Annotated in this window: 22 protein-coding genes; 12 read left to right on the plus strand and 10 right to left on the minus strand. The window is 45.9% G+C overall.

The genetic code is table 11. From position 1 onward, the window contains the following. Positions 1 to 111 precede the first annotated feature (111 nt). The 6 genes from CUJ83_RS09135 (at position 112) to CUJ83_RS09160 (ending at position 5,694) form a co-directional block, all read left to right on the plus strand. Positions 112 to 1,293, plus strand: coding sequence for an aminotransferase-like domain-containing protein (locus CUJ83_RS09135; RefSeq protein ID WP_230741996.1), 1,182 nt, complete (start codon positions 112 to 114; stop codon positions 1,291 to 1,293). 63 nt (positions 1,294 to 1,356) lie between these two features. Then, positions 1,357 to 1,962 carry a transglutaminase-like domain-containing protein gene (locus CUJ83_RS09140; RefSeq protein ID WP_230741997.1) on the plus strand — a complete coding sequence of 202 codons (606 nt, stop codon included), beginning with the start codon at positions 1,357 to 1,359 and terminating at the stop codon, positions 1,960 to 1,962. Positions 1,963 to 2,147: 185 nt separating this feature from the next. After that, positions 2,148 to 2,684, plus strand: a complete 537-nt coding sequence (locus tag CUJ83_RS09145) for a hypothetical protein (RefSeq protein WP_230741998.1) — start codon at positions 2,148 to 2,150, stop codon at positions 2,682 to 2,684. Positions 2,685 to 3,366: 682 nt separating this feature from the next. Then, on the plus strand, positions 3,367 to 3,753 hold the full coding sequence (locus CUJ83_RS09150) for an ACT domain-containing protein (protein WP_230741999.1): 387 nt from the start codon (positions 3,367 to 3,369) through the stop codon (positions 3,751 to 3,753). Between the two features lie 100 nt (positions 3,754 to 3,853). Beyond that, on the plus strand, positions 3,854 to 5,026 hold the full coding sequence (locus tag CUJ83_RS09155; RefSeq protein WP_230742000.1) for an amidohydrolase: 1,173 nt from the start codon (positions 3,854 to 3,856) through the stop codon (positions 5,024 to 5,026). Further along, positions 5,023 to 5,694, plus strand: coding sequence for a diphthine--ammonia ligase (locus tag CUJ83_RS09160; RefSeq protein WP_230742001.1), 672 nt, complete (start codon positions 5,023 to 5,025; stop codon positions 5,692 to 5,694). Before CUJ83_RS09155 ends, CUJ83_RS09160 begins: the two co-directional genes overlap by 4 nt. 93 nt (positions 5,695 to 5,787) lie before the next feature. Here the strand turns inward: CUJ83_RS09160 and CUJ83_RS09165 are convergent, their stop codons facing one another. The 4 genes from CUJ83_RS09165 to CUJ83_RS09180 form a co-directional block, all read right to left on the minus strand. Further along, a complete protein-coding gene (locus tag CUJ83_RS09165; protein WP_230742002.1) occupies positions 5,788 to 5,967 on the minus strand; it encodes a hypothetical protein in 180 nt (59 codons plus the stop codon). A 97-nt stretch (positions 5,968 to 6,064) separates the two neighbouring features. Further along, positions 6,065 to 6,943, minus strand: coding sequence for a type II methionyl aminopeptidase (map, locus tag CUJ83_RS09170; protein WP_230742003.1), 879 nt, complete (start codon positions 6,941 to 6,943; stop codon positions 6,065 to 6,067). Between the two features lie 5 nt (positions 6,944 to 6,948). Then, positions 6,949 to 8,106 (minus strand): M24 family metallopeptidase, encoded by a 1,158-nt coding sequence (locus CUJ83_RS09175; protein WP_230742004.1) that lies wholly within the window; start codon positions 8,104 to 8,106, stop codon positions 6,949 to 6,951. A gap of 92 nt (positions 8,107 to 8,198) precedes the next feature. Further along, entirely contained in the window at positions 8,199 to 9,299 is a 1,101-nt protein-coding gene (locus CUJ83_RS09180) for a DUF7345 domain-containing protein (protein WP_230742005.1), read from the minus strand. Positions 9,300 to 9,479: 180 nt separating this feature from the next. On the opposite strand from CUJ83_RS09180, the gene CUJ83_RS09185 reads away from it, so the two are divergent. Continuing rightward, the gene (locus CUJ83_RS09185; RefSeq protein ID WP_230742006.1) at positions 9,480 to 11,078 is read left to right on the plus strand and encodes a tRNA uridine(34) 5-carboxymethylaminomethyl modification radical SAM/GNAT enzyme Elp3; all 1,599 of its coding nucleotides are present in this window, start codon (positions 9,480 to 9,482) and stop codon (positions 11,076 to 11,078) included. 67 nt (positions 11,079 to 11,145) lie between these two features. After that, a complete protein-coding gene (locus CUJ83_RS09190; RefSeq protein WP_230742007.1) occupies positions 11,146 to 13,071 on the plus strand; it encodes a tetratricopeptide repeat protein in 1,926 nt (641 codons plus the stop codon). A 273-nt stretch (positions 13,072 to 13,344) separates the two neighbouring features. Here the strand turns inward: CUJ83_RS09190 and CUJ83_RS09195 are convergent, their stop codons facing one another. Further along, positions 13,345 to 13,764 (minus strand): secondary thiamine-phosphate synthase enzyme YjbQ, encoded by a 420-nt coding sequence (locus CUJ83_RS09195; RefSeq protein WP_230742008.1) that lies wholly within the window; start codon positions 13,762 to 13,764, stop codon positions 13,345 to 13,347. A gap of 439 nt (positions 13,765 to 14,203) precedes the next feature. Here CUJ83_RS09195 and CUJ83_RS09200 point away from each other — a divergent pair, with 439 nt between their 5' ends. Continuing rightward, positions 14,204 to 16,162, plus strand: a complete 1,959-nt coding sequence (locus CUJ83_RS09200; RefSeq protein WP_230742009.1) for a phosphoadenosine phosphosulfate reductase domain-containing protein — start codon at positions 14,204 to 14,206, stop codon at positions 16,160 to 16,162. 195 nt (positions 16,163 to 16,357) lie between these two features. Here the strand turns inward: CUJ83_RS09200 and CUJ83_RS09205 are convergent, their stop codons facing one another. Then, positions 16,358 to 16,549 carry a hypothetical protein gene (locus CUJ83_RS09205; protein ID WP_230742010.1) on the minus strand — a complete coding sequence of 64 codons (192 nt, stop codon included), beginning with the start codon at positions 16,547 to 16,549 and terminating at the stop codon, positions 16,358 to 16,360. A 72-nt stretch (positions 16,550 to 16,621) separates the two neighbouring features. Between CUJ83_RS09205 and CUJ83_RS09210 the strand changes: the two genes are divergently transcribed. Continuing rightward, the gene (locus CUJ83_RS09210) at positions 16,622 to 17,122 is read left to right on the plus strand and encodes a pyruvoyl-dependent arginine decarboxylase (RefSeq protein WP_230742011.1); all 501 of its coding nucleotides are present in this window, start codon (positions 16,622 to 16,624) and stop codon (positions 17,120 to 17,122) included. Between the two features lie 15 nt (positions 17,123 to 17,137). Next, entirely contained in the window at positions 17,138 to 17,644 is a 507-nt protein-coding gene (locus CUJ83_RS09215; protein ID WP_230742012.1) for a hypothetical protein, read from the plus strand. 107 nt (positions 17,645 to 17,751) lie between these two features. Here CUJ83_RS09215 and CUJ83_RS15710 read toward each other — a convergent pair whose 3' ends face one another. Both CUJ83_RS15710 and CUJ83_RS09225 read right to left on the minus strand, forming a co-directional pair. Next, on the minus strand, positions 17,752 to 18,687 hold the full coding sequence (locus CUJ83_RS15710; protein WP_255668462.1) for a phosphatase PAP2 family protein: 936 nt from the start codon (positions 18,685 to 18,687) through the stop codon (positions 17,752 to 17,754). Positions 18,688 to 19,010: 323 nt separating this feature from the next. Beyond that, the gene (locus tag CUJ83_RS09225; protein ID WP_230742013.1) at positions 19,011 to 19,724 is read right to left on the minus strand and encodes a dihydromethanopterin reductase (acceptor); all 714 of its coding nucleotides are present in this window, start codon (positions 19,722 to 19,724) and stop codon (positions 19,011 to 19,013) included. A 125-nt stretch (positions 19,725 to 19,849) separates the two neighbouring features. Here CUJ83_RS09225 and CUJ83_RS09230 point away from each other — a divergent pair, with 125 nt between their 5' ends. Next, positions 19,850 to 20,584, plus strand: a complete 735-nt coding sequence (locus CUJ83_RS09230; protein WP_230742014.1) for a hypothetical protein — start codon at positions 19,850 to 19,852, stop codon at positions 20,582 to 20,584. 30 nt (positions 20,585 to 20,614) lie between these two features. Here CUJ83_RS09230 and CUJ83_RS09235 read toward each other — a convergent pair whose 3' ends face one another. After that, on the minus strand, positions 20,615 to 21,424 hold the full coding sequence (locus tag CUJ83_RS09235) for an inositol monophosphatase family protein (RefSeq protein WP_230742015.1): 810 nt from the start codon (positions 21,422 to 21,424) through the stop codon (positions 20,615 to 20,617). After that, positions 21,411 to 21,968, minus strand: a complete 558-nt coding sequence (locus CUJ83_RS09240) for an adenylyl-sulfate kinase (RefSeq protein WP_230742016.1) — start codon at positions 21,966 to 21,968, stop codon at positions 21,411 to 21,413. The genes CUJ83_RS09235 and CUJ83_RS09240 overlap by 14 nt, the downstream gene beginning before the upstream one ends.

A 21,968-nucleotide genomic window follows, 5' to 3' on the forward strand; every position in this document is an offset into this window, starting at 1 on the left:
AAACTTTTATCGGGTCGGATACTTTTACGAGGCTCTTTTTTATACCTCTCACCGAACTGGTTCGGCTAAATTTTTAATTCAACATATTTAATCATTATGTTGGTAATTCAAATGGGTAACATATTCGCGGACAGGATGTCAACGGTCCATAAGTCATTCATAAGGGAGATACTGAAGGTCACAGAAGACCCGGAGATAATTTCTTTTGCGGGAGGGCTGCCGAACCCTGCGTCCTTTCCTGTAAAAGCAGTATCTGACGCCGCAATAAAGGTGCTGAAAGAGAGCGGAGAATCGGCTTTGCAGTATAGCACCACTGAAGGCCACTATCCGTTAAGGCAGTATATCTCTGAAAGATATGCTAAAAAAGGCGTAGAGGTCACTCCCGAGAATATCATGATCATCAGCGGCTCGCAGCAGGGCCTTGACCTTATCGCCAAGATCATGATCGATAAAGGCGATAAGATACTTGTCGAGCGCCCGACTTACCTGGCCGCGCTACAATCCTTCGGGATGTTCCAGCCCGAATTCCGCTCCGTGACATTGAACGAGGACGGCGTCGATACAGCGATGCTTGAAAAAGAGCTGAATGAGAACAGGATAAAGCTCTTTTACTCTGTCCCGAACTTCCAGAACCCGACCGGCATAACATACTCACGGCAAAAAAGGGAAGAAGTTGCCCGTATAATGCAAAGCCATGACACAATATTCGTCGAGGATAACCCTTACGGGGAGATCAGGTTCATGGGCGAGGACCAGCCTTCAATGAAAACTTACCTGAAAGAAAAGACGATCCTGCTCGGCTCCTTCTCAAAGATAGTATCGCCAGGCATGAGGCTTGGATGGATATGCGCAGAAAAAGATATCATGGATAAGCTTGTCACTGCAAAACAGGCATCAGACCTTCATACTAACTATTTCACGCAAAGAGTGGTCTATCAATACCTTATCGATAATGATGTCGAAAGCCATATACAGATGATAAGGGGCCTATATAAAAAGCAAAGGGATTGCATGGTCTCCATGATAGAGAAATATTTCCCCGGGGACGTTAAGATCACAAGGCCCGAAGGCGGAATGTTCATATGGGCGACGCTTCCGGAAGGGATATCCTCAATGGAGCTTTTTGACATCGCTATCAAGGAAAAGGTCGCGTTCGTACCCGGAAGAGCATTCTTCGCAGATGGTACCGGGGACAATACGATGCGCTTAAATTACTCCAGCTCTAGCGAAGACAGGATAGAGGAAGGCGTTAAAAGGCTCGGCCTTTCAATTGAGCGTTTGCTGGCAAATTAAAATGGTCAGGCCTCATCTGCTTCTATCCTGATGAGGCATGTATCTTTATTTTTGGGGTCAAGAATGGAACTAATGGTAGAAAGCGATGACCTTAACGATTATCTTGCTTCATCGGATGTCGTCGATCATGACGATCGGGAGATACAGGCCCTGGCAAATATCCTTTCAAAAGGGTTGTCAGAGGATGAAGAGATAGTAAGATCCATTTATGGGCATATTCAGGAAAATATCTTACATTCTTTTGACATTCATGGAAAGGAAGTTACATGCAAAGCTTCCGAGGTCTTAAGGTCCGGGCACGGTACCTGCTATGCAAAGGCGGATCTATTTGCCGCGCTTTTACGATACCTCGGCATACCTGTGGGGTTTTGTTACCAAAAATTCGTGATGGATGATGAAGATCCGTCAAGATATGTTTTACACGGGCTGAATGCCGTATATTATAAAAGTACTAAAAAGTGGCTGCGAGTCGATGTCCGGAACAGGAAAGACGGTGTCGACCCGAAGTTTTATCCTGATATGGATTCCGGCATATATCCTTCCGATAAAGAGGCGGGCGAGTTCGATTATCCTTATGTTCAAGTCCATCCTTCCGATAAAGTGATCCGCGCTCTCAACACTTACAGAGACCCGATAGAACTGGAAAATAACCTGCCGGAAGAGCTTTGAATTATTTACGCAGCCATATTCTGTCGGATAAAGATCATTAGATCCTAACGGATACATTCGCGGATGCGAGCGATAGAACCAATCTTCACGGCATCATCAAACCGATTTTTCTTTTACTTTTCGATGATGGATTTTCGTTTAAAATATATGTAACTTTAATTTTCAGGCGGGTCGAATCAACAATTATGACAGATGCCGAAGGAGAGCCTTCGCAGCCCGGTATAGTTGAGCGCATAGCGAACATCATCTCAGATATCCTTTTCTATATTATATCGGCATTATTTACTCTGTTAGCCCTATTTTTGATATTCTTAGCATTTTATCGCCTGTATTATACAATAATCTCGTTACCGGAAATCATGCTGGACGCATTATTCGAGAGCATAGGATTTACAACAGTGGCAGCTGCCGTATTTGAGCTCGCGAAAACCATCTATGAGGAGGACATACAGAGCAAGGTAAAAATGATAGCTCCCCGAAAGATACGCCGTTTCATTTCAAGGTTTATGACAGTCATCATAATCTCTCTGTCCATTGAGTTTTTAGCCATGGTCTTCAGGTATGCCCATAAGCCGGACGAGTTTGCCTATCTGACGAATTCCGCCGCGGTAGCCATAGGCATAGCGGCCATCTTTATCGCATGGTCTTATTATAACAAGACGTCGCTACCGGCCGAAGTCATGGAGCATGAAATATTTGAAAAGGGGTCTTCTGAAAAATAGTATCATTTTATTTCGGTTTTTATTTTTTTCATAGCTGTTATCAAAATGTATTTATCATGAATACTTTAGCAGGGCTTGTGATGTATCCCGGACATTAAGATCGAGCTTATGGAGGATCCCGACCGGGATCAAGTATCAAGGGATCTATCTTGAAGGCATTGTCACGGGCAATGCGACTTTCGAGCATGAAGTCCACTCGCAGGAAAAGTGAGCAGCAGGGCACATTAAGGAATGTAGTATAGTTGCCCGTCACGAGGATACCATCTACGGATGGGCTTCGTTGAGCCCTGTATTCCAGCAGGCGCGTCTATTCCTGCGTAGTCGAGATCAGCATATAGTCTGAAGTGAATTTCGCGGTATGGGGATCGGTTCCATGTTGCCGGATTCTCTGATCAATATCTCCGAGCGTCACGGGATATAGACTCTTCAGGCAGGCATATTCCCGGAGAACGTCGCCAGTGTATCACTGCATAAAAAGTGCGGTTTCCGCGAGGCGGGCAGGAGGGAACGCCCTGGAAAGCTGAATGGCATCTGGCGGGATATCGTGCTTCTCAAGAGGAGAAGTGCTAAGGCAGGCATGGATTAAAACTATCGAGCAAGCGTCGCCTGCTTATTATTTTCTACCAGAATGGCCGATTATATTTATCTACTATTGCGTACACCATATTATGGGTATTGACAAATGAAACTATCACTATCGATCCTGGATGAAACATTCGCCATATGCACCTTTCCGAAGGGTACGCCGATACCTGAATGGGTGATAGGAAGCGAATTTTATTCCGTGACAAAGACATATGACGAACTCTCCGTAGTCTGTCCTCAGAGAAACATCCCGGAGGGAGTGAAGTACAATAAGGGCTGGAGATGTTTAAAGGTCCAGGGGCCGCTAGATTTCTCGCTTACGGGTATACTTGCCTCGCTGGCCATGCCGCTAGCATCAGCAGGGGTAAGCATTTTCGTATTTTCATCTTATGATACTGACCATATCATGGTCAAAGGGTATGACCTGGATAATGCAGTAAAAGTATTGGCCGACGCAGGCCATACTATCGTAAGACAAAGCTGATCCATGAATTTTTTTATTCATGGTTTTCATACTCTTTTTTAATGGCCGTGCTCAAACCAGGTAAAAATATATTATTCATGAATCCTTTAGGCTTTAGTGTATGCTCATTAAGAACGCCACATACTATGACGGCCAGAACATAAAAAAAGGCGACTTCAGGCATGGCCTTTCGGACGAGGAGTTCGACGCCTCCGGGAAATTTGCCTTTCACGCTTTCCACAACGGTCACACTCACCTTCCGATGACGCTTATGAGAGGCGCAGGAGAGGGCGAGAAACTGCATGACTGGCTTAACAGGACCATATTCCCGATGGAAAAAAGGCTGACAGCCGATATAGTGTATAAGGGCGCAATGTTCGGATTGCTGGAAATGATCAAGACCGGCACGTCATCCTTCATAGACATGTACTATTTTACTGATGAAGTGGCGAGAGCTGTCGAGAGATCGGGGATCAGAGGCCTTCTCGGTACGCCTATCACCGATTTCGGGACTGCATATTATAAAGACGCATATGACGCGCTTAACATCACTGAACAGCGGTTAAAAGACCGCAGGAGCGGCAGGGTAGATCTCTGTATCGCGCCTCACTCGATATATACCTGCTCAGAAGACGTGTTAATAAGATCAAAGGAACTTGCAAAAAGATATGGTGTCAGGTGGACGACACATATCTCCGAGACTAGAAAAGAATGTGTTGACTGTCATAAAAAGACCGGTATGTGGCCAGTCGAATACCTGGAAAGCGCAGGGCTTCTCGATAAAAACACGATACTATTTCACGCGTCCTGGCTTACGAAAATGGAGATAAAGATACTGGCCGATAGCGGCGCTTCTGTCGTCCATTGCCCTGCATCCAATATGAAACTGGCTTCCGGTGGCGTCATGCCCTTGCCAGAGCTTCTTAGCGCAGGCGTTCCCGTAATGCTGGGGACCGACGGCGTATCGAGCAATAATTCGCTTGACATGATGCAGGAGATGAAATTCGGCTCCCTGCTGCAGAAGTCTCACAGGTGGGATGCAACCGTGGCAAACGCCTATACTATGATGGGCATAGCGACAGCGGGAAGCAAAGACCTTGCTTTTGTAGAGCTTGACGATTTCCGGATGCTGCCGCATCACGACCTCATTGCCAACCTGGTATATTCGGGCGGCACAGTCACCGACATGATAGTCGATGACCGGCTGATAATGAAAGATCGCAATATACTCACTTTTGACGAGGGAGAGGTCAAGGAGGAATTTATGGAGGCAGCGGCGGAGCTATTAGGATGAGAATAGCAGCGCTATTTTCCGGGGGCAAGGACTCGAACTATGCACTGTTCTGTGCCCGTCATTTCGGATGGGATGTGACCCATCTTGTTACAGTGTTCTCGCGATCTCAGGAGTCTTACATGTACCATGTACCTGCCATAGAGCTTACAAGGCTTGCAGCAAGTTCTATCGGCATCCCTCTTGTGGAAGTCGTCACTCCGCCGGAAAGGGAGGTCGAACTGATACCGCTCCGGGATACTCTCGCAAGCCTCAATGTGGACGGCATAGTATCAGGCGCCCTGGCGTCCGAATACCAGCGGAGGAGGCTTGACCAGATATGCGAGGATATAGGCATAAAGTCATTTTCTCCGATCTGGCATAAAAACCCGCGGGATATGGTTCGAGAAATGGTTGACGAGGGCTTTGAGATCATGATAGCGGGATGTTATGCGGAGGGACTTGACGAGAGGTGGCTGGGCAGGATACTCGATGAAAAAGCTCTGGACGCACTCGACAGGCTGCATGACCGTTACGGGATACATGTCGCCGGCGAGGGCGGAGAGTATGAGTCCGTCGTACTATATGGCCCGCATATGAGGCAGCGTATATGTGTGGATTATGAAAAGGACTGGAAGATCCATTCCGGCAAGATCATAGTAAAACGGGCATGGCTGGAAGATGCGAAATAAAACTATAGAAGGTCTTATAGATCTTTCTATCAACGAGATAAAAACCGTTTTCTAAATTTGCATTATATGCCCGATCCTGTCACATTAAAAAATTTAATATCCCTGCAGCTCTCTTTCGCCCGACAGTATGATATTCCTGAACCTGTCCGGCAGCTGTTCTAAGGACTCGGCATGCTCCACGGCGTTCTCGAATTTTTGTCTTTCGACCTTGCTAAGGTTCAAAAAAGCATCGGTCCGTGAAATGCGTTTAACTCTTTTGTCCAGTTTCGACACTATATTACCTCCTCTTTACGGTCGTATAGTGAAGGAGATTAATAAATTAAAAGTTTATAAACTATATATGGCGAAAATAAATAAAAAAAATATGGTTTTAACGAGTAGTGACCTCGCAGCCGTCCTCGGTCACGATCATTGTATGCTCTGCCTGGGACACCAGACCTTTATCATGCTCGATCAGGACCGGATAAGAGTGTATAATGCCCTGTCTCATTAATGAGTATAGCGTCGTATCGAGCCTTTTTATGTCCGAAAGCCATCTTCTGGCAAAGGGAAGGCCCTGGAATTTTTCTATGGACTTTAACAGGTCTCTCTCGGCTGGCATACGCACAGGCTTTACTCTTGAAACGCCAAATATCTCGGCCGACTGACCCTCCATGACAAGCCCGAGACCGTTAGTGGCAAAAGGCTCTATGGCGATGACCTGGCCTGCAGTCAATATATGGCCCTGGCTTATTTTTTTATTGGGTATGGGCGGAGGAGCATGCTGCACATACCTGTCAAGCCCGTGTCCCGTAAGGTTCGTTATAGGCTTCATTCCATAGCCCGTTATAGTCTCCTCGATGATCTCCCCGATCACTTCGGTGGAAACGCCCGCTTTTACTACCTTTATGGCTTCTTCCAGCGCGGCCTCGGATGCTTTTACTATATCCGGGTTACCGGAAAGGTCAATGGTGATGGCGGTATCTGCTATATAGCCGTCAATATGCACGCCTATGTCCAGTTTCACCATGTCCTCGCCGAATACTCTCTCGTCGTCGGGCGCGGCCGTGTCATGCGCCGCAGCCTCGTTCATGGATATATTCACCGGGAAAGCCGGTTTACCGCCCTTCCTGACAATGTTCGCCTCTATGGCCTCCGCGACGTCCAATATCCTTACGTCCTTTTTAACCATCAATGCCGCTTCTTTTCTAACTTCGCTAAGTATGGCGCCTGCCTGCCTGTATTTTTCTATTACGCTATCGTCGACCATGATATTCAAACCACCAGAAACTTCGGGAACTTTGTCAGATTTTCACATCCCTTTTCCGTCACGACCACTATGTCCTCGATCCTGACGCCTCCAATTTCGGGATCATATAGCCCGGGCTCAACCGTCACGACATTACCCGGTACCAGCGGCTCGGTACCAGCATCGCTGATCCCCGGGCCTTCATGTATCTCGAGCCCGACACCATGTCCGGTCGAATGGATAAAACCTGTCTTAGATCTCTGCCTAAGCGTACCATAGCCGTGCCTTTCAAAACAATCGCTTACCATGTCGTTGATCTCTTTCCCGGTAACACCTGCCTTTATGGCTTTTAGGGCTCTATCCTGGGCTTCCAGGACGACATTGTACATGTTGAGCATTTCCTGGGTAGGCCGGCCTTTGACCACTGTCCTTGTCATATCAGCGAAATATCGCTCTTTCTTACTATACGGGAATATGTCGATGACTATCAATTGATTCGGGCCGATGACACCTTCTCCCGCATAATGCGGGTCCGCCGATCTCGGGCCTGCGGCTACGATCGTATCGTTCGCATCGCAGCCGTTCTTGATGAAAATCAGCTCTATCTCACGCTGCAGCCTTTCGGACGTCAGCGGCTCTCCGTCAAAGTACAGGGAATTACCTCTGGTCTCGGAACTTTTTATGATATCGATGGCCCTTTGCATTGCCTTTTCGTTGACATCCTGGGCGTGCCTGATCTTCTCTATCTCTTCCGCTGTCTTGACCTCTCTGTTCTTTTCGAATAATTTAGGGGCTACGTCGATCTCAAACCCTCTTCCCCTGAGATCATCTGCCATGAATACCGGGAAGTCCTTAGGCACTTTCAGGCTTTTTATACCCATCCCTGATAGTACTGACGATACTGTATCACAGTATGCCCTGTCGGGGTTTTTAGTCTGCTGAAGCCTTTCAGTGTACCCGTGATCATCCAGTGATAAGATATTTTCGACCTTTGATTCTTTTCTTGCCCTTTCAAACTCCATCCGGGACACTAATATGTATTCCTTGCCGCCGGCACGGATATATGCGAACATGTCCGGCGCAAGAAAACCGGTCACATAATACATGTTGGCATTATGATAACTTTCGCCCACCATCAGGATAGGCTCATCGAATGCCAGTTTTGATAAATCGTTATCTGTCATTTCTATCATTTCCTGAGCTATAAACAATAAATAATAAGATCGTCCTGTATTTTATTCCGTATATCTTAATCAGGCCTGTGTATGATATATTTTTACTCTTTTTCAGGCTCATCAGAATTCCTGTTTAGCCTGATGAGATTTTCTTTTCCTTTCTTTATCTTGATGATGACACCCTTTTCCTTAAGGTCGGAAAGCACCATGCTGAGCTTCGACTTAGAAAATGCCGTCTTTTTGACCAGGTCTGACTGGAACATTTGCCCTCCCGATTCTTCGAGATATTTAATGATCTTCTCTTCATCCGACATATATCTCTCGTTATCTATCGGGCTTACCGTTGCCGGGGTTTCCTCTTCTTCCCGGGAATCGTTATAGTCGTGATCGAAATGCCTGTCTTCTATTTCTGGTATCTCGACGACGATGGGTTTTCTTTTCCCACGGAATAACATATAAGCGGAACCGAATCCGGCGGCGCAGAATATCAGTGCCACGGGTATCAATACCCACCAGTCAAAGCTGAAAACAGATGGCGATACTTTATTACGCATAGTGATGGACGGCTCTTCCGTTGAAAATAGCCTTATCATTGAGTTGGTGTTATTTTTCGAATTACCGTTCCAGATCAACTGGGGGCGGTACGTATCCTTAAATTCGTCACATTGTGGCGAGACATGTGTTATATCGTATCCCTGTGGCAATATGAACTTTAACGAATCATTACGGCTTAATAAAAAGCCGTCCACAAAAGCGTCCCCGATCTCGATCATATCATTTTCGACAAGCGCGAACCCTGTCCATACGAACTCATATTTCAGCACTCCGTAAGTGACTGAATAATTACCGATTATCGCATAAGGCTGCGTCTTATCAAGCGTGACGTTAACGTTCTTTACCGTCATCTTCCTGCCGGTATAGTTACTGATCTTATCCACGTACTCTTTCATGCGCTTTTCAAAATCCACACGATATTGCTCAGTGCCATAGGATGCACTAAGGTCCCATGCGTCAATATCATCCTGGGTGTTCAATGGTATCGATTTTTCTGTTATCCACAGCGCGTCTCCATTCGGCTCGACCTCGACCCTTATCACCGTAGAGGATGGATCACTCTCCTGTGCCATGGCGGCAAATACGCCTGACAGGCACAATAGAACAGCTAAAATGATTATGATACATCTCGCATGGAAATTTTTCATTGTCTTGCACCACTATATGAGATTTTTCTCTCTCCTATTTGAAGGTCGTTTATTTATTCATATATCTTTTGTTGATATTTAGATTATATGGCATGCACTAAGACTTAGATTTATGTATCTTTTAGCGTCAGATGCATATGGAAAAATAGAATATCTAACAGGATGTTAATGGTACAGGACATGAACGAGATGCAAATAGCCTGCCGGGAACTTGTGGAACTAATTATTTCCGGGGATGTGACGACTCAGGATGGTCTTAACAGCGCAAAGAAACAGGTTAGCATTGCGTATCATCTTCCCAAGCTTCCCAGAAATTCTGATATACTTGCGGCAGCGACAGACATTGAGCGGGAGACTATCATTAGCCTGCTCCAAAAGCGGCCTGTCAGGACGATATCCGGCGTCGCGGTCGTGGCAGTCATGACGTCTCCTTATAAGTGCCCGCATGGAAAATGCATACCATGCCCGGGCGGAGTCGATTCGGTATTTAACTCCCCGCAAAGCTATACGGGCGCCGAGCCTGCCGCGTTAAGGGCCATACAGGAGAATTACGACCCCTACAGGCAGGTCACTGCCAGGCTGACCCAGTTAAAACAGATCGGCCATGAGCTTGATAAGGTAGAGCTTATAATCATGGGCGGCACGATGACCGCCCGGTCGATAGATTATCAGGAATGGTTCGTCCGCAGGTGTTTCGAGGCGATGAACGATTTCGGCCTGCCCGGGCCTGTGGAACATACGGGCTTTATCGAGGATGCGCAGAAGATCAACGAGGACGCAGCAGTGAGGAACGTGGCGATGACGTTCGAGACGAGGCCTGACTGGTGTAAAGAGCATCATATCGATAGAATGCTGAACATGGGCGGCACAAAGGTCGAGGTCGGAGTACAGTCGATCTATGATTTTATACTAAAAAGGATCGAAAGGGGACATACTGTGGCTGATACTGCCGAGGCGAACCGCGCCCTCAGGGACTCAGGATTTAAGGTCGGGTTCCATATGATGCCGGGACTGCCCGGTTCGAGCTTTGAAAGGGACCTTCATATGTTCAGGGACCTTTTTAAGGACGAGCGTTTTTGCCCGGACTATTTAAAGATATATCCCACTCTGGTCACGCAGGGGACGAGGCTATACGAAATGTGGGAGAGAGGGGAGTATAAGCCATATTCCAGCGAAGAGGCGGCCAGGCTGATAGCGGGTATAAAGGAATCGCTTCCTAAGTGGGTCAGGCTGCAGCGCATACAGCGCGATATACCTGTCAAGCATATAGTCGACGGCGTCGTGAAAAGTAACATAAGGCAGATATCAGAGGAAATCCTGAAAAGCGAAGGCAAAAAATGCAGGTGTATAAGATGCAGGGAGATAGGGCATAAATTGTTAAAAGGGTATAAAGCCGACCCTGGGTCCATCGTGATGGATATTGAAAGGTCCAGTGTCTGCGGCGGAACGGAGCATTTTATTTCCTTCGAGGACCGCAACATAGACGCTCTGATCGGCTTTTTAAGGCTCAGGTTCCCCTGTAAGCCGCATCGCCCCGAATTACAGAACGCCGCGATAGTCAGGGAACTCCATGTATATGGAAAAATGGTACCCATAGGAGAAAAAGGCGAATCATGGCAGCACAAGGGCTACGGGCTTGATCTTTTAAGAAAGGCCGAAGAGCTGTCCCGCGAGGCAGGATACGGAAAGATCGCGGTCATCAGCGGCGTCGGCGCAAGAAAGTATTACATGAAGCTTGGATATGGCTATGACGGGCCTTATATGTCCAGGCGTCTATAACATAATTCAATAAAAACTAATTAATTATATAATAAGTATTAAATATATTTAATTTAATTTTATTAATATGCGAATATTAGAGGATGCCAGAGGATACTATAACGGGATCGTTTCATCGACCACTCTTCTAAATTTCCGCGAAGCATTTGTCATAACAGTTTTGGGCGGCTTGCTCGCCGTATCCGTCTATGAGATGTATACGTTCAGGACCTCCCTGGACCCGGCTGAAGCTAACGCTCTTTTAAATACTCTACTGATATGCGATATCCTCATTTTCTGTTTATCTTTTATCGCAATAATACTATCATGGCGAATATCATCCGCTAAAGGGATAGGTGTCCAGGCCAGTATATTCGGCTCCTTGAAATTCATTTTATTCGTCATAGTGATGCTTTCTCCGATCATATTTATAGGATGCCAGCTTTCATTTAAACCTGGATTTTTTAGCGAAGGTATGGAAGTTGACATCGCTATTGCTTTATCTGCCATCGGGGTAATTTCGCTTATGCCTTTGACCATCCTCATCATAAAGGGCATGAGCTCGCTGCAGAACATCAAAGCATTTATCCGCGATATGAAAAGCGAGTATCTGGGTTCCGGAGAAGAATGCTCTCTTGAAGACCTTTCTATGTTAAAGCAAGTTTACAGGGGGACGATAGAGACCCGTCTCCTTTCGCAGCTTGCTCGCCTTTCCACTTCCGGGGATAGTATAACGCTTGAACTCGCTCTTGATGATCTAAAGGATACTTGCATTGACGCTAAGTCGGACGACCCACGGTCTATCGCTCTTGCATCGGGCATGGCCGGCTTACTTGCGGAAGCAGGCATAAACGCGGCAAAAGACGGTAACATTACAGTCGTCAGGATGGTCATAGACCGGTTATCAGAAATAACAAAACGATCCGGTAAGCCCGGAGTATCGTCGCTTGCGCTCCGGGGTATGGGTGCGATATACTTATCGTGCGAATCGAATATGGGCGAACAGGTCCCCAGGGTACAGATAAAGCTTGCCAGCACATACGCATCATTATATGACTCTACGGGAAAGCGCGAATGCCTTGAGCTTGCTATGAAAATGTCCGAGAAAGCTGTGGCGGCTTACGGGGAAAGCCAGCATTCTGACGAACTTATAGACGCGCTATTTGTTTCCGGCAGGATATACCGCATGGCTGCGGAACTTGAAAGCGATGAGTCCAGTGCCAGTATATCCATCGCCCGCCTTACCGAGGCGTTATCTTTGAAAAACGGTATCGCAAGCCCGTTAGACCAGGCTTTTATAAAGAATGAGCTCGGCAAAGCCTTTATTGCAATGGCCAAGATCCGAAACCCGATCAAAAGCTATAAAAGCGCCGTGTCGGCTTTTTCGGAAGCATCTGACCTGGTCACTCCCGGAATATCGAAATGGGACCATTCCCTGATACTGGCAAACTCGGGCTATGCTTATACTATGCTGGCCGATGAATACTTTAAGATACGGAAATTCGATGAGGCGATAAGCTCGGCCCGAAGCGCAATATCCTCCTATTCCCTTCCTGTACAGTTTTTTACTTTGAACCGGTCAGCAGAGGATCACGCAAGTATTATGTCCAATCTCGGCCTTGCACACACCGTCATAAGCGAGATATACTCGAAATCAAGGATGTTCGAAGAGGCGCTAAAACATGCGCATCAAGCCCTGGACTCCTATACTGACTCGATGTCCGCTTATTCAAAAATAAGCACTTCAAATGACCTCGCATCAATTAAGACCAGCATAGGCCTTACTTATATGACCATCGCCGATATATGTTTCAGAGAAAAGAGGTACCAGGAGGCGATCTCTGCATGCGATAATGCCATAGCCGCGTATAACGAGGCTGTGCGCATATATGATGAATCTGGAAGAGAAAAGCCTGCCAGCACGGTCAGGAAGTACCTTAAAGACGCTAATGACCTCTTCGGGACAATGATGAGGATAGGCAGCGGAGGCAAGAGCGGGAATATCATCGAGTGATACTTTTTATTATACGGGACGACAAAAAAGATAGCGCAAGTATACCACGAAGCGCACGAAGGCGATTAAGGTACACTAATTTTGTTAACCACGAAGCGCACGAAGGCGATTAAGGTACACAAAGGACTTTTTTAGAAGGTTAGCAAATATTTTAAAAAAGTTTAATGTTCCTTGTTTGCCTTTGTGCGCTTTGTGGTTAGCAGTTTAGTATTCCTTGCAGCCTTTGTGCCCCTTTGTGGTTACTAAGCGGTTGAATAATACTATGCTCCCGGATCATTCTCCCATGACCTGTACTACTAGCTGCCTGTTCCTGGGCCTGACGTCAAAATCCAGCAGAACGATCTGCTGCCACGTTCCCAGCATCAGGCGCTTATCCTGGAACGGCACAACGATGCCCGGCCCCATCAGCGAGGCGCGTACATGTGAATGTCCGTTCCCGTCACCCCATGTCATGTCATGGTCATAGCTTGCGTTCGACGGCGCGATCTTTTCGAGCGCGCGCGGGAAGTCTTTAATTAGCCCGGGCTCATATTCTATCGTAGTTACCGAAGCCGTGCTTCCCGGAACGAATACGGTGACTATGCCATTGGATACATTTGCGGAAGAGACGATGCCCTGGACGTGGGATGTAATGTCTATCATCTGGCTTTTTCCCTGCGTCTCAAGGGAGAATTTTTGCGTGATGACGGCCATGATAATAACACCTTGACTGGATCATATACAATAATAATCCATTATTAAAGATATTATAAAAATGCTTTTGCGACACTTGTTTTATAAGAAATAAAAAAATAAGAGCAAAATCTTAATGGAGGAAAAAGTCTTTTATTTCGGGCAACTGCTTTAGGTTTCAAACATCACCTCCGTGGAAAAGCATATTCCTCTTAATTATGGGGGTCTTATAGCTTAACAATTATATTATCGATATAATATAATTTAACTATTATACATTCATATTGCGTAAATCAATAAGCACTTTCGTTAAGATAGCGACCAATTATTATCTAATATATAATGCCTGAATGATTTGACATACCTGATGCCATTTTTTATGACGCTGATCATATCAGGGATAGATATCTAAGGCACCTCGCATAAGGTATTTAGCTTAACCGCGTTACTTTACTACAGGATGAGCGGGAGGAGACCTTTCGAGAACGCCCTCGACCATATTTTCTGGTGCGACGGGTGTAATGTGCCATTAATATCAGAAAACTGTGATACGTGCAAAGGTACTGGCAGGAAGGTACTTTTGTCCCCTCCCGGGGATGTACGCTTCTGTTCCCCTTACGAAAGAGAACTTATCAGGGATCTTTTTACAGGCACATATGGGTGCGATCCTGTAAAGGGCCGATTAATACTTTTAAATAAGATCCCCGGGGACGATAAGACTGACGAAGTGATAATTGACGGCCATACCATTGCTGTCGTTTCATATGACCTGAAGGACTCATGTTATAAGCTTGACCTCAGGCTTGAGGGAGCAAAGATCCTGATGCCATTGACGAACGCAAAGACTGTGGTCTTAGACGTTCCGAGAGGAAAGCACCTGAATGGCAAAGGCGTTAGCGGAAGGTCTGTCGTGTCGGCCTCGCCCGATATTAAAAAGGATGATATTATACTGCTCCGTGTCAGCGACACATTTAACGGCTACGGCGTGGCAAGGACAGACAGCGATGGCCTGAAGGACCCTTCCGAAAACACTATAAAGATCAGGAAGATCAGCAGCAACAATGTCATATTGAACGATAAGGCTAGTGATATACAGGATGCGGTCAACGCTAACCGGTCAAGGATAAGGGCGATGGAAAAGGACGCTGTCAATATCCTGAAGGGAATAACCTGCCAGGGAAAGAACCGCGAGCTTCCCGTCACCGTATCGTTCAGCGGAGGTAAAGATAGCCTGGTCGTCTTGAACCTTACCCGAAAAGCCGTTAAGAACTACGAGACATTTTTCATAGACACAGGCCTGGAATTTCCGGAAACCGTAAAATTCGTCGAGGATTTTGCAGCCTCAAACGGAATAAACATCCAGATAGAAAAGGCCGGCAATGCTTTCCAGGAAAATTTCCCGGCATTCGGTCCTCCTGCAAAGGACTTCAGATGGTGCTGTAAGGTCTGTAAGCTCGGCCCGATAACCAGGATATTGTCCGAACGTAAAAAGGGCTGTATAACCATCGACGGTAAACGCCGCTACGAATCCTTCCAGCGCGGCAACATAGGCACAATAGAGCGAAATCCATTCGTGCCGGGCCAGATGGGCATCTTCCCGATAAAGGACTGGAGGGCTATCGAGGTATGGCTGTACATACATCTTGAAAAGCTGCCATATAACGAACTTTACGATATGGGCTTTGAAAGGATAGGCTGCTGGCTATGTCCTGCGGCGCTTCAGGCAGAATATGTGAGAATGAAAGAGATACACCCGGATAAATTCGAGGAATGGCAGGATAAGCTTTACGAATGGGCGGGTAGGTCGGGGCTTTCCAGAGAATATGTGGACCTGGGGTTCTGGAGATGGAAATCCCATCCGAATAAGATGCTGAACATCGCAAAGGAAAAGGGCATAAGCTTAAAGGCTGAGGCTACCGGGGACAGCATGTCATTGAAGATCATACGGGGCATAAGTCCGTGCGTCAGCGGAGGCTTTAGCATCGAAGGCGTGCTCCGCCTGCCAGAACGCGCCCCTGTCGAGCATGTTTTAGAGATGCTAAAAACCATCGGCTCGCCCGTATACTCTGAAGACCTGGACGTGACTCTGGTCAAGGCAGCCCGGGGCACAAGCAAATTATTCGCAGCCGGCCAGGTTTATGCATCCTCGGACGATAAGATGTATGCCCAGAGGCTTTTTGAGGACACTGTCAAACAGGTATTGCGCGCAGCCATGTGCACAAGGTGCGGTATCTGTGTAAAAGCATGCCCCAGAAGGGCCGTCAAGCTGGATAAACACGTTAAGGTAGACTCAAACCGCTGTGACCAGTGCGGCCGCTGCACAGATGCATGCGTTGTCGCAAGGTACTATAATAAATTAACTTCCGAAATTAAAAATACTCCAAATAAACAGTTTATTTATGGTAAAAAGTCAAAATAAATTTATAATTTATTAACTATACACTTAATACCACAGATTATTGCATTCGAAAGATTTAAAAACGGTATGGATATAATAAGGACTAACACATTAAAGAATAACGGGAAAGATTATCTTTAATGAGTCCGTGATGATTTATATCGCATAAAACCGTAAGTATTAAGGCGGACGAAAAAATAAAATCAGTAAAAATGTTCAGTAGGACTTTGAGGCTACCTTAAAGCCTATGAAACACATAATGACCGTAAAGGCCAATAATATCGCTACATATGCTATGTTCGCCGATTCTCCAAAGATGTCCTTTGCAAGGGCCATGGATGCGATGAATATCAACAGGACCAAGAACGATAAGCCGACCTCGATAAACTTAATGTTAGCATTGCTCAAATTATACACCATATCCTACTGGTGATTAATAAGACATATGCTTTACGATTAGCAAATGGGAGAAACAAAAAAATGAGACAGGCATTAGTACCAAAGAAAGTGTTTTTCACTTGCGGATCCGGGACTCATAAGGAAATGCTCGAATCGTTCGAAATGGCGTTGAGAGACGCAGGGATCGAAAAATTTAACCTGGTGACCGTAAGTTCGATACTTCCTCCAAAATGTGAAATACTGGAGCGGGAGGAAGGATTAAAGGAGCTTACGCCTGGTGAGATCGTATTTACAGTAATGTCACGAAATTGCTCAAACGAGCCAAGCAGACGGATATCCGCTTCTATCGGCTGTGCCATCCCAAAGGACCAGCAAAAGAACTTTGGTTATCTGTCGGAGCATCATTCTTATGGCGAAACTGAAAAATATGCCGGAATGTATGCTGAAAAACTTGCGGAAAACATGCTTTTCACATGGACCAAGGAAAAACCAGAGAAAACTATGAATATATCAAAGACAGCAGAAGTTGATGATGAAGGTAACTGGACGACAGTTATTTCTGCTGCAGTGTTTATACTATAAATGGTGATACAAAATATGCGTTGCCCAGGATGCGGTGAAGAGACATTCGAAGAGGAACTGATAATGGGCAAGTGTCCGCTATGTGGCACGAAAATAAAGGACGCGCCCGAGAGCGTTACCAGCTCTGCGTCCGAGCCCTTCATACGCTGTACTTCCGAGTATGAGGAGTTACCGTTCGACATGATGGGCGCATCTGTCCGGGACATGATAACGGATATATTTGGAGATATTTTCAGCGGGGTGGAGAGAACTCTTCTCATAAGCTATATGGCCTATGATATATCCCAGAATACCGGACTTGAGTTAAAACAGGCGCGTAATGTTGCGCGTCAGGTGGTCGACCAGGAAGAGGCCACGTTCGAATTTGATATCACCCCTGCATGGTATGACGAGTTCAAGATAAAGAAATGCGCCCGCTGCGGTAGACTGCACTTAATGGTCGGAAAGAAACTATTGAAGGGCAGGATCGAGGAAGGGATCGGCGAATATGATGTAGATTACGTCTGCCGCCGATGCATTTAATTTTTTTCTTATTTTCATAAATTTTATTAAAACAATCTATAATTCCAGTTGCTCTTTTAATATGGTCATTATAATTCATGACCGGGGCCCTGTCCTTAAACCTATCTTTAAATATTTTTATCCAAGGCCATTTGGATCTTTCTATCCTTCGATAATGTCAGAGCTGCCAGATATATGATGGCGACTATCATCAATGAGCTAATATATTGTTCAAGTATCAGTGTCGATATCGATGCGACCAAACCCATCGATATTAATGATATAAATGCTAATATGGTCGTTTTTTTATCCGTCATCATATCTTTGGCAGCTATAATGATCACAATGAAAAGCATGGTCAGTATCGTTATGATCATTCCGTATTCGTCTATCATGGACATTATCATGGACATTATTATTCCTGTACCTAAAAGAAGATAGGTCAGTCCGAATTTATGGTATATATACCGGTCATCCGATCCGGCTATCGGCTCGTCGCCATCTCTGGATCCATTCTTGAATAACGCTTTACGCATCCGTGTTTCTTTCCCGTGTATGCCCAGGGAATATATCAAATGATTCACCATCAGCCCCATCACTATACCCAGTAACGCTCCCGCGATCACGTCTGACGGGTAATGGACTCCGAGATGTATCCTGCTAATGCCTACAATGGAGGCCAGGCCATAACCGATCAACCGATACCTTGTTTCCAGGAACGATCCTATAATGACGGCTATTAAAAACGATGCCTGAGAATGGCCGCTGGGGAAGGAATAGCCTGAGGAGAACAGAAACAGGGAATTATAGCTTCCTTCCGGCCGGGGCCGTTCTATAGCCTCTTTAATATCGTCGACAACGACAATGCTGAATATCAAAGATATGGCCAGGATCGCTGCTATCTTCTTTTTATCGCCGAATATCAGGTAGACCGCTGTAATGAATAACCATACATAAGGGTTACCAAGCTGGGTGAGAATTAAAAAGAATGACCTTGAGTCGGTTGTAGCAATATCAGTTATTGCTGTAAACAAATACTGGTCATAAGAGCTTAGCCCCTGCATATTAAGAATCGACTCTCCGTTTCCAAGTTTTTAACACAATAATGATAAATATATCCGATATATTATCCAGTACGCTGACCATACTTAATTCTGTTATTATTAACTAAAGGTAATGAAATTATATGATAAAAGATTAGTGTTATATAGAAAGTTTTATATGTCGGAAGATAATATCCTACTTCCGGTAGTAATTACACCAGGACCTACCAGGTGATGAAATAATTAAATGGCACCCCCGTGCGAAGTGCGAAAGATGGTTTCACCAAACACATCCTTTTTAGCGCGGGGGCGTCACACCACTTATTTTTAATAAGCCTGAAACATTACTCAATTTTACTTAATATCTCTTTTGGCCGCCTGAATATTATGACTGATTCCATCTCAGAGAGCATCTTAGTATTTCTTGAGTCCACTTTCCTTATCTTTAAGGGGACCGCTTCCCCGCCTGATATCGCTCCGTTCCTGCATAGTTCGACGCAAGATCCGCATCCCTTACATCTCAGAAGGTCTATCTGGTCGGTTATTGCTTCATTCGGGCAGGAATCCCCTGGCGGGCAGTCCTCACAGGACAGGCATTTTGACCTGTCTATCGTATACGGCATCTCGGAAGTGACATCGCTGTCCCAGTCTACCGGCACGACATATGTCGGGACGCCGCTTTTCATTGCCTGGGCGGCACAGTTCGTGACCAGCGTATCTGCTATCCCGAATACTATCTTTGCCACAGTATTAGAAGTGGCCGGAGTCAGTATAAAAAGGTCATATCGTCCGACGTTGAACCTTCCTATCTTCGGGAAGCTTGAGCCCTGGTTGGAGTCCAGGTATATCTCGTTCAGGTAGCTGCCGTCGGATATCTCGTTCAGTGAATCGAACAGCCCGTACATCTTCGATACTTCTTCACCTGCTCTCGACAGGAACGTCGTAATGGAGTGGCCTCTGTCCTTTAGCTCTTTCATTACGCCATATGATTCCCTGAGGTAATGTCCTGCTCCGGTTATCCCCCATGCTATGCGAAGATATCTGTCATTCGGGCTCATGCTCAACACAAAATGATTTTATTGTATTTGCATCTTGTAGTTTATATCTTTATTGATAAGGCTGCATCTCCCGCTTAAATTTCAGAATCATTAAATATGGATAAAAATATAATTAATATTTTGCAATGAAAATATTCGACACCGTCAACGTGAAAATAATCAGGAAGGAGAATTCAGTCGTAATATGTTTACCCTTAGAGTACGCCTCTCTTGAAAACTTTGACGCGGTACTGTCCGCGGGCGTTGACGGTGATGACTTTGTTTTTATGGTCAAGCCCGACATTAAGCCCGTCGTTAAGGATACGATCAATTCGCTCTGGAGCGACATGCGCGTATTGTTCTCAAAGATCAATGACATCGGCGAGACTCCGCCATGGGATGACATCGATCTTGTATGGCAATCACCGCATTCCTATGAAAAAAAGATACCTATCTCTTCGGAAGAGGTACTTGAATACTGGAGGATAAGGTCTGCAGTTGAAGAAAAAGGGTATATGGAAGGCAGTGAGGAAGACGTGCGAAAGGGCATTCACGATACTTTCACAAAACTCTGCGAAATGGCTTCGAGGAAGCTTGGTTTTAAGGATAAGTTTTTCCAGGCGGCTTTTGGGGATGCCGTTGCCAATAAATATTCACTGATAAGCTGTATGTATGGCACTTACGACGTCGTCTGCGAAATATTCTCGGAAGAGTTCGTAAAGGTCAACGATGACCGGTTCTGGTCATTGACATCGGAAAAGGCGCAGGATGCTGTACAGGCCGCATTCGAACGGATAAAATACCTGGAATCCGACAGGGAGGAGTTTGAAAAAGAAAGAGCACGGGTGCAGGAAAAATGGGGGTTTCCCTTGAGGGCATAATAGAATGTTATTTTGGGCTCGATAAAAAGCTTATTTGACGTTTATCTTTTTTAATAATCTTTCATGAAATCTATCGCTGGCGGACCCGGCTATAGATATGCCTCCAATGGTGACTGGCAGATCATCCAGGGACTCTCCTGATATTCGTGATATGACTCCGCCTGCCTCCTGAAGTATCAGGCCCGACGCAATGATATCATATGCGCTTACTTTGTTCCTGGAGTCTATCACGGCATCAAATGAGCCGCAAGCTACCATGCAGATGTCCAGTGCGATACTTCCGATAGTCCTGACGACACAATTTTCTTCCTGAATAGCGACGATACTGTTCGGTATTTTACCCGAACCATAAGCATATATTGCGTATCTTGGCTTTGCCTCGCTTACTGTAGTGCTGATCTTTTTACCGTCATGGAATGCGCCTTCACCCCTTGCAGCATAAAAAGTTCCCGATGAAACGCTGGCTACGGCCCCGGCGTCGATATCCTTAAAAGTAGCGTTGTATGCTTTTTTAGAAATGGCCAGGGATGCGCAAAAATAGGGTATTCCCATTATTACATTATTAGAGCCGTCGACGGGGTCGAAAACAAGGGTATGGTCAGGGACCTTACCTTCCGGAAGTATCCTTTCCCCGAGCTCTTCAGATATCACTCTCGCAGCGATGCCTTCTCTTAAAATAGCCTCGTTAAGCGCTTCTTCGGCGACCATATCTATCTTTCGGGTAGTGTCGGTCAGGCGGTATTTCAATATTTCACTATAGTCTTCATGTGAGGCGATATATTCTTTTGTGGCGTGCATGACACTTTCCGCCATTCGCCTGACAAGATCATGATCGCTCATCAGTCATCCCGAACCTTTTAATAATTGCTTCCGCGGCGACGATGCCTGCTTTATTGGGCTTCATGATCTCCGTATCCACGGTCACTATAGGATCCGCCGGCTCCTCATAAGGGACGTTCACACCGGGTACGGTGGCGCTTTTACCTGTAAGTCCTTTTTTGTATATGTCGCGGGGCGCATACTTAGCATGCCTGACCTTTTCCCTTTCCATGCATATCTCGATGGGGCATTTAATATAGACCTCGCCAAACTGCGGTATCAGCTTCCTGGCAGCATCACGGTATTTTCTCAAATTCGCCGTCGCGTCGATGATAACGTTGACATTCTCTTCTACAAGGAGCTTTGCCATATAAGCGAGAGCCGCGTAGGCCATGTCCCGCTCCTCCTGTGTATATTTCGGTTCCGGCGTCATTACCTTTCTTACTTTGTCAAGCTCCAGCACCTTCACACGAATACCTTCGGCCGATAATCTCTTCGCCGTCTGGCGCGCCACAGAAGTCTTTCCGCTTCCGGGCAGTCCCGTCATCCATACTGCCCATGCCAC

The sequence above is a fragment of the Methanooceanicella nereidis genome, from assembly GCF_021023085.1.
GTDB lineage: Archaea > Halobacteriota > Methanocellia > Methanocellales > Methanocellaceae > Methanooceanicella > Methanooceanicella nereidis.

Excerpts from the sequence above, each read along its gene's own strand:
- CUJ83_RS09135 (WP_230741996.1), top strand. The coding sequence starts at position 112 with ATGGGTAACATATTCGCGGACAGGATGTCAACGGTCCATAAGTCATTC.
- CUJ83_RS09140 (WP_230741997.1), top strand. The coding sequence starts at position 1,357 with ATGGAACTAATGGTAGAAAGCGATGACCTTAACGATTATCTTGCTTCA.
- CUJ83_RS09145 (WP_230741998.1), top strand. The coding sequence starts at position 2,148 with ATGACAGATGCCGAAGGAGAGCCTTCGCAGCCCGGTATAGTTGAGCGC.
- CUJ83_RS09150 (WP_230741999.1), top strand. The coding sequence starts at position 3,367 with ATGAAACTATCACTATCGATCCTGGATGAAACATTCGCCATATGCACC.
- CUJ83_RS09155 (WP_230742000.1), top strand. The coding sequence starts at position 3,854 with ATGCTCATTAAGAACGCCACATACTATGACGGCCAGAACATAAAAAAA.
- CUJ83_RS09160 (WP_230742001.1), top strand. The coding sequence starts at position 5,023 with ATGAGAATAGCAGCGCTATTTTCCGGGGGCAAGGACTCGAACTATGCA.
- map (WP_230742003.1), bottom strand. The coding sequence starts at position 6,943 with ATGGTCGACGATAGCGTAATAGAAAAATACAGGCAGGCAGGCGCCATA.
- CUJ83_RS09175 (WP_230742004.1), bottom strand. The coding sequence starts at position 8,106 with ATGACAGATAACGATTTATCAAAACTGGCATTCGATGAGCCTATCCTG.
- CUJ83_RS09180 (WP_230742005.1), bottom strand. The coding sequence starts at position 9,299 with ATGAAAAATTTCCATGCGAGATGTATCATAATCATTTTAGCTGTTCTA.
- CUJ83_RS09185 (WP_230742006.1), top strand. The coding sequence starts at position 9,480 with ATGAACGAGATGCAAATAGCCTGCCGGGAACTTGTGGAACTAATTATT.
- CUJ83_RS09190 (WP_230742007.1), top strand. The coding sequence starts at position 11,146 with ATGCGAATATTAGAGGATGCCAGAGGATACTATAACGGGATCGTTTCA.
- CUJ83_RS09195 (WP_230742008.1), bottom strand. The coding sequence starts at position 13,764 with ATGGCCGTCATCACGCAAAAATTCTCCCTTGAGACGCAGGGAAAAAGC.
- CUJ83_RS09200 (WP_230742009.1), top strand. The coding sequence starts at position 14,204 with ATGAGCGGGAGGAGACCTTTCGAGAACGCCCTCGACCATATTTTCTGG.
- CUJ83_RS09210 (WP_230742011.1), top strand. The coding sequence starts at position 16,622 with ATGAGACAGGCATTAGTACCAAAGAAAGTGTTTTTCACTTGCGGATCC.
- CUJ83_RS09215 (WP_230742012.1), top strand. The coding sequence starts at position 17,138 with ATGCGTTGCCCAGGATGCGGTGAAGAGACATTCGAAGAGGAACTGATA.
- CUJ83_RS15710 (WP_255668462.1), bottom strand. The coding sequence starts at position 18,687 with ATGCAGGGGCTAAGCTCTTATGACCAGTATTTGTTTACAGCAATAACT.
- CUJ83_RS09225 (WP_230742013.1), bottom strand. The coding sequence starts at position 19,724 with ATGAGCCCGAATGACAGATATCTTCGCATAGCATGGGGGATAACCGGA.
- CUJ83_RS09230 (WP_230742014.1), top strand. The coding sequence starts at position 19,850 with ATGAAAATATTCGACACCGTCAACGTGAAAATAATCAGGAAGGAGAAT.
- CUJ83_RS09235 (WP_230742015.1), bottom strand. The coding sequence starts at position 21,424 with ATGAGCGATCATGATCTTGTCAGGCGAATGGCGGAAAGTGTCATGCAC.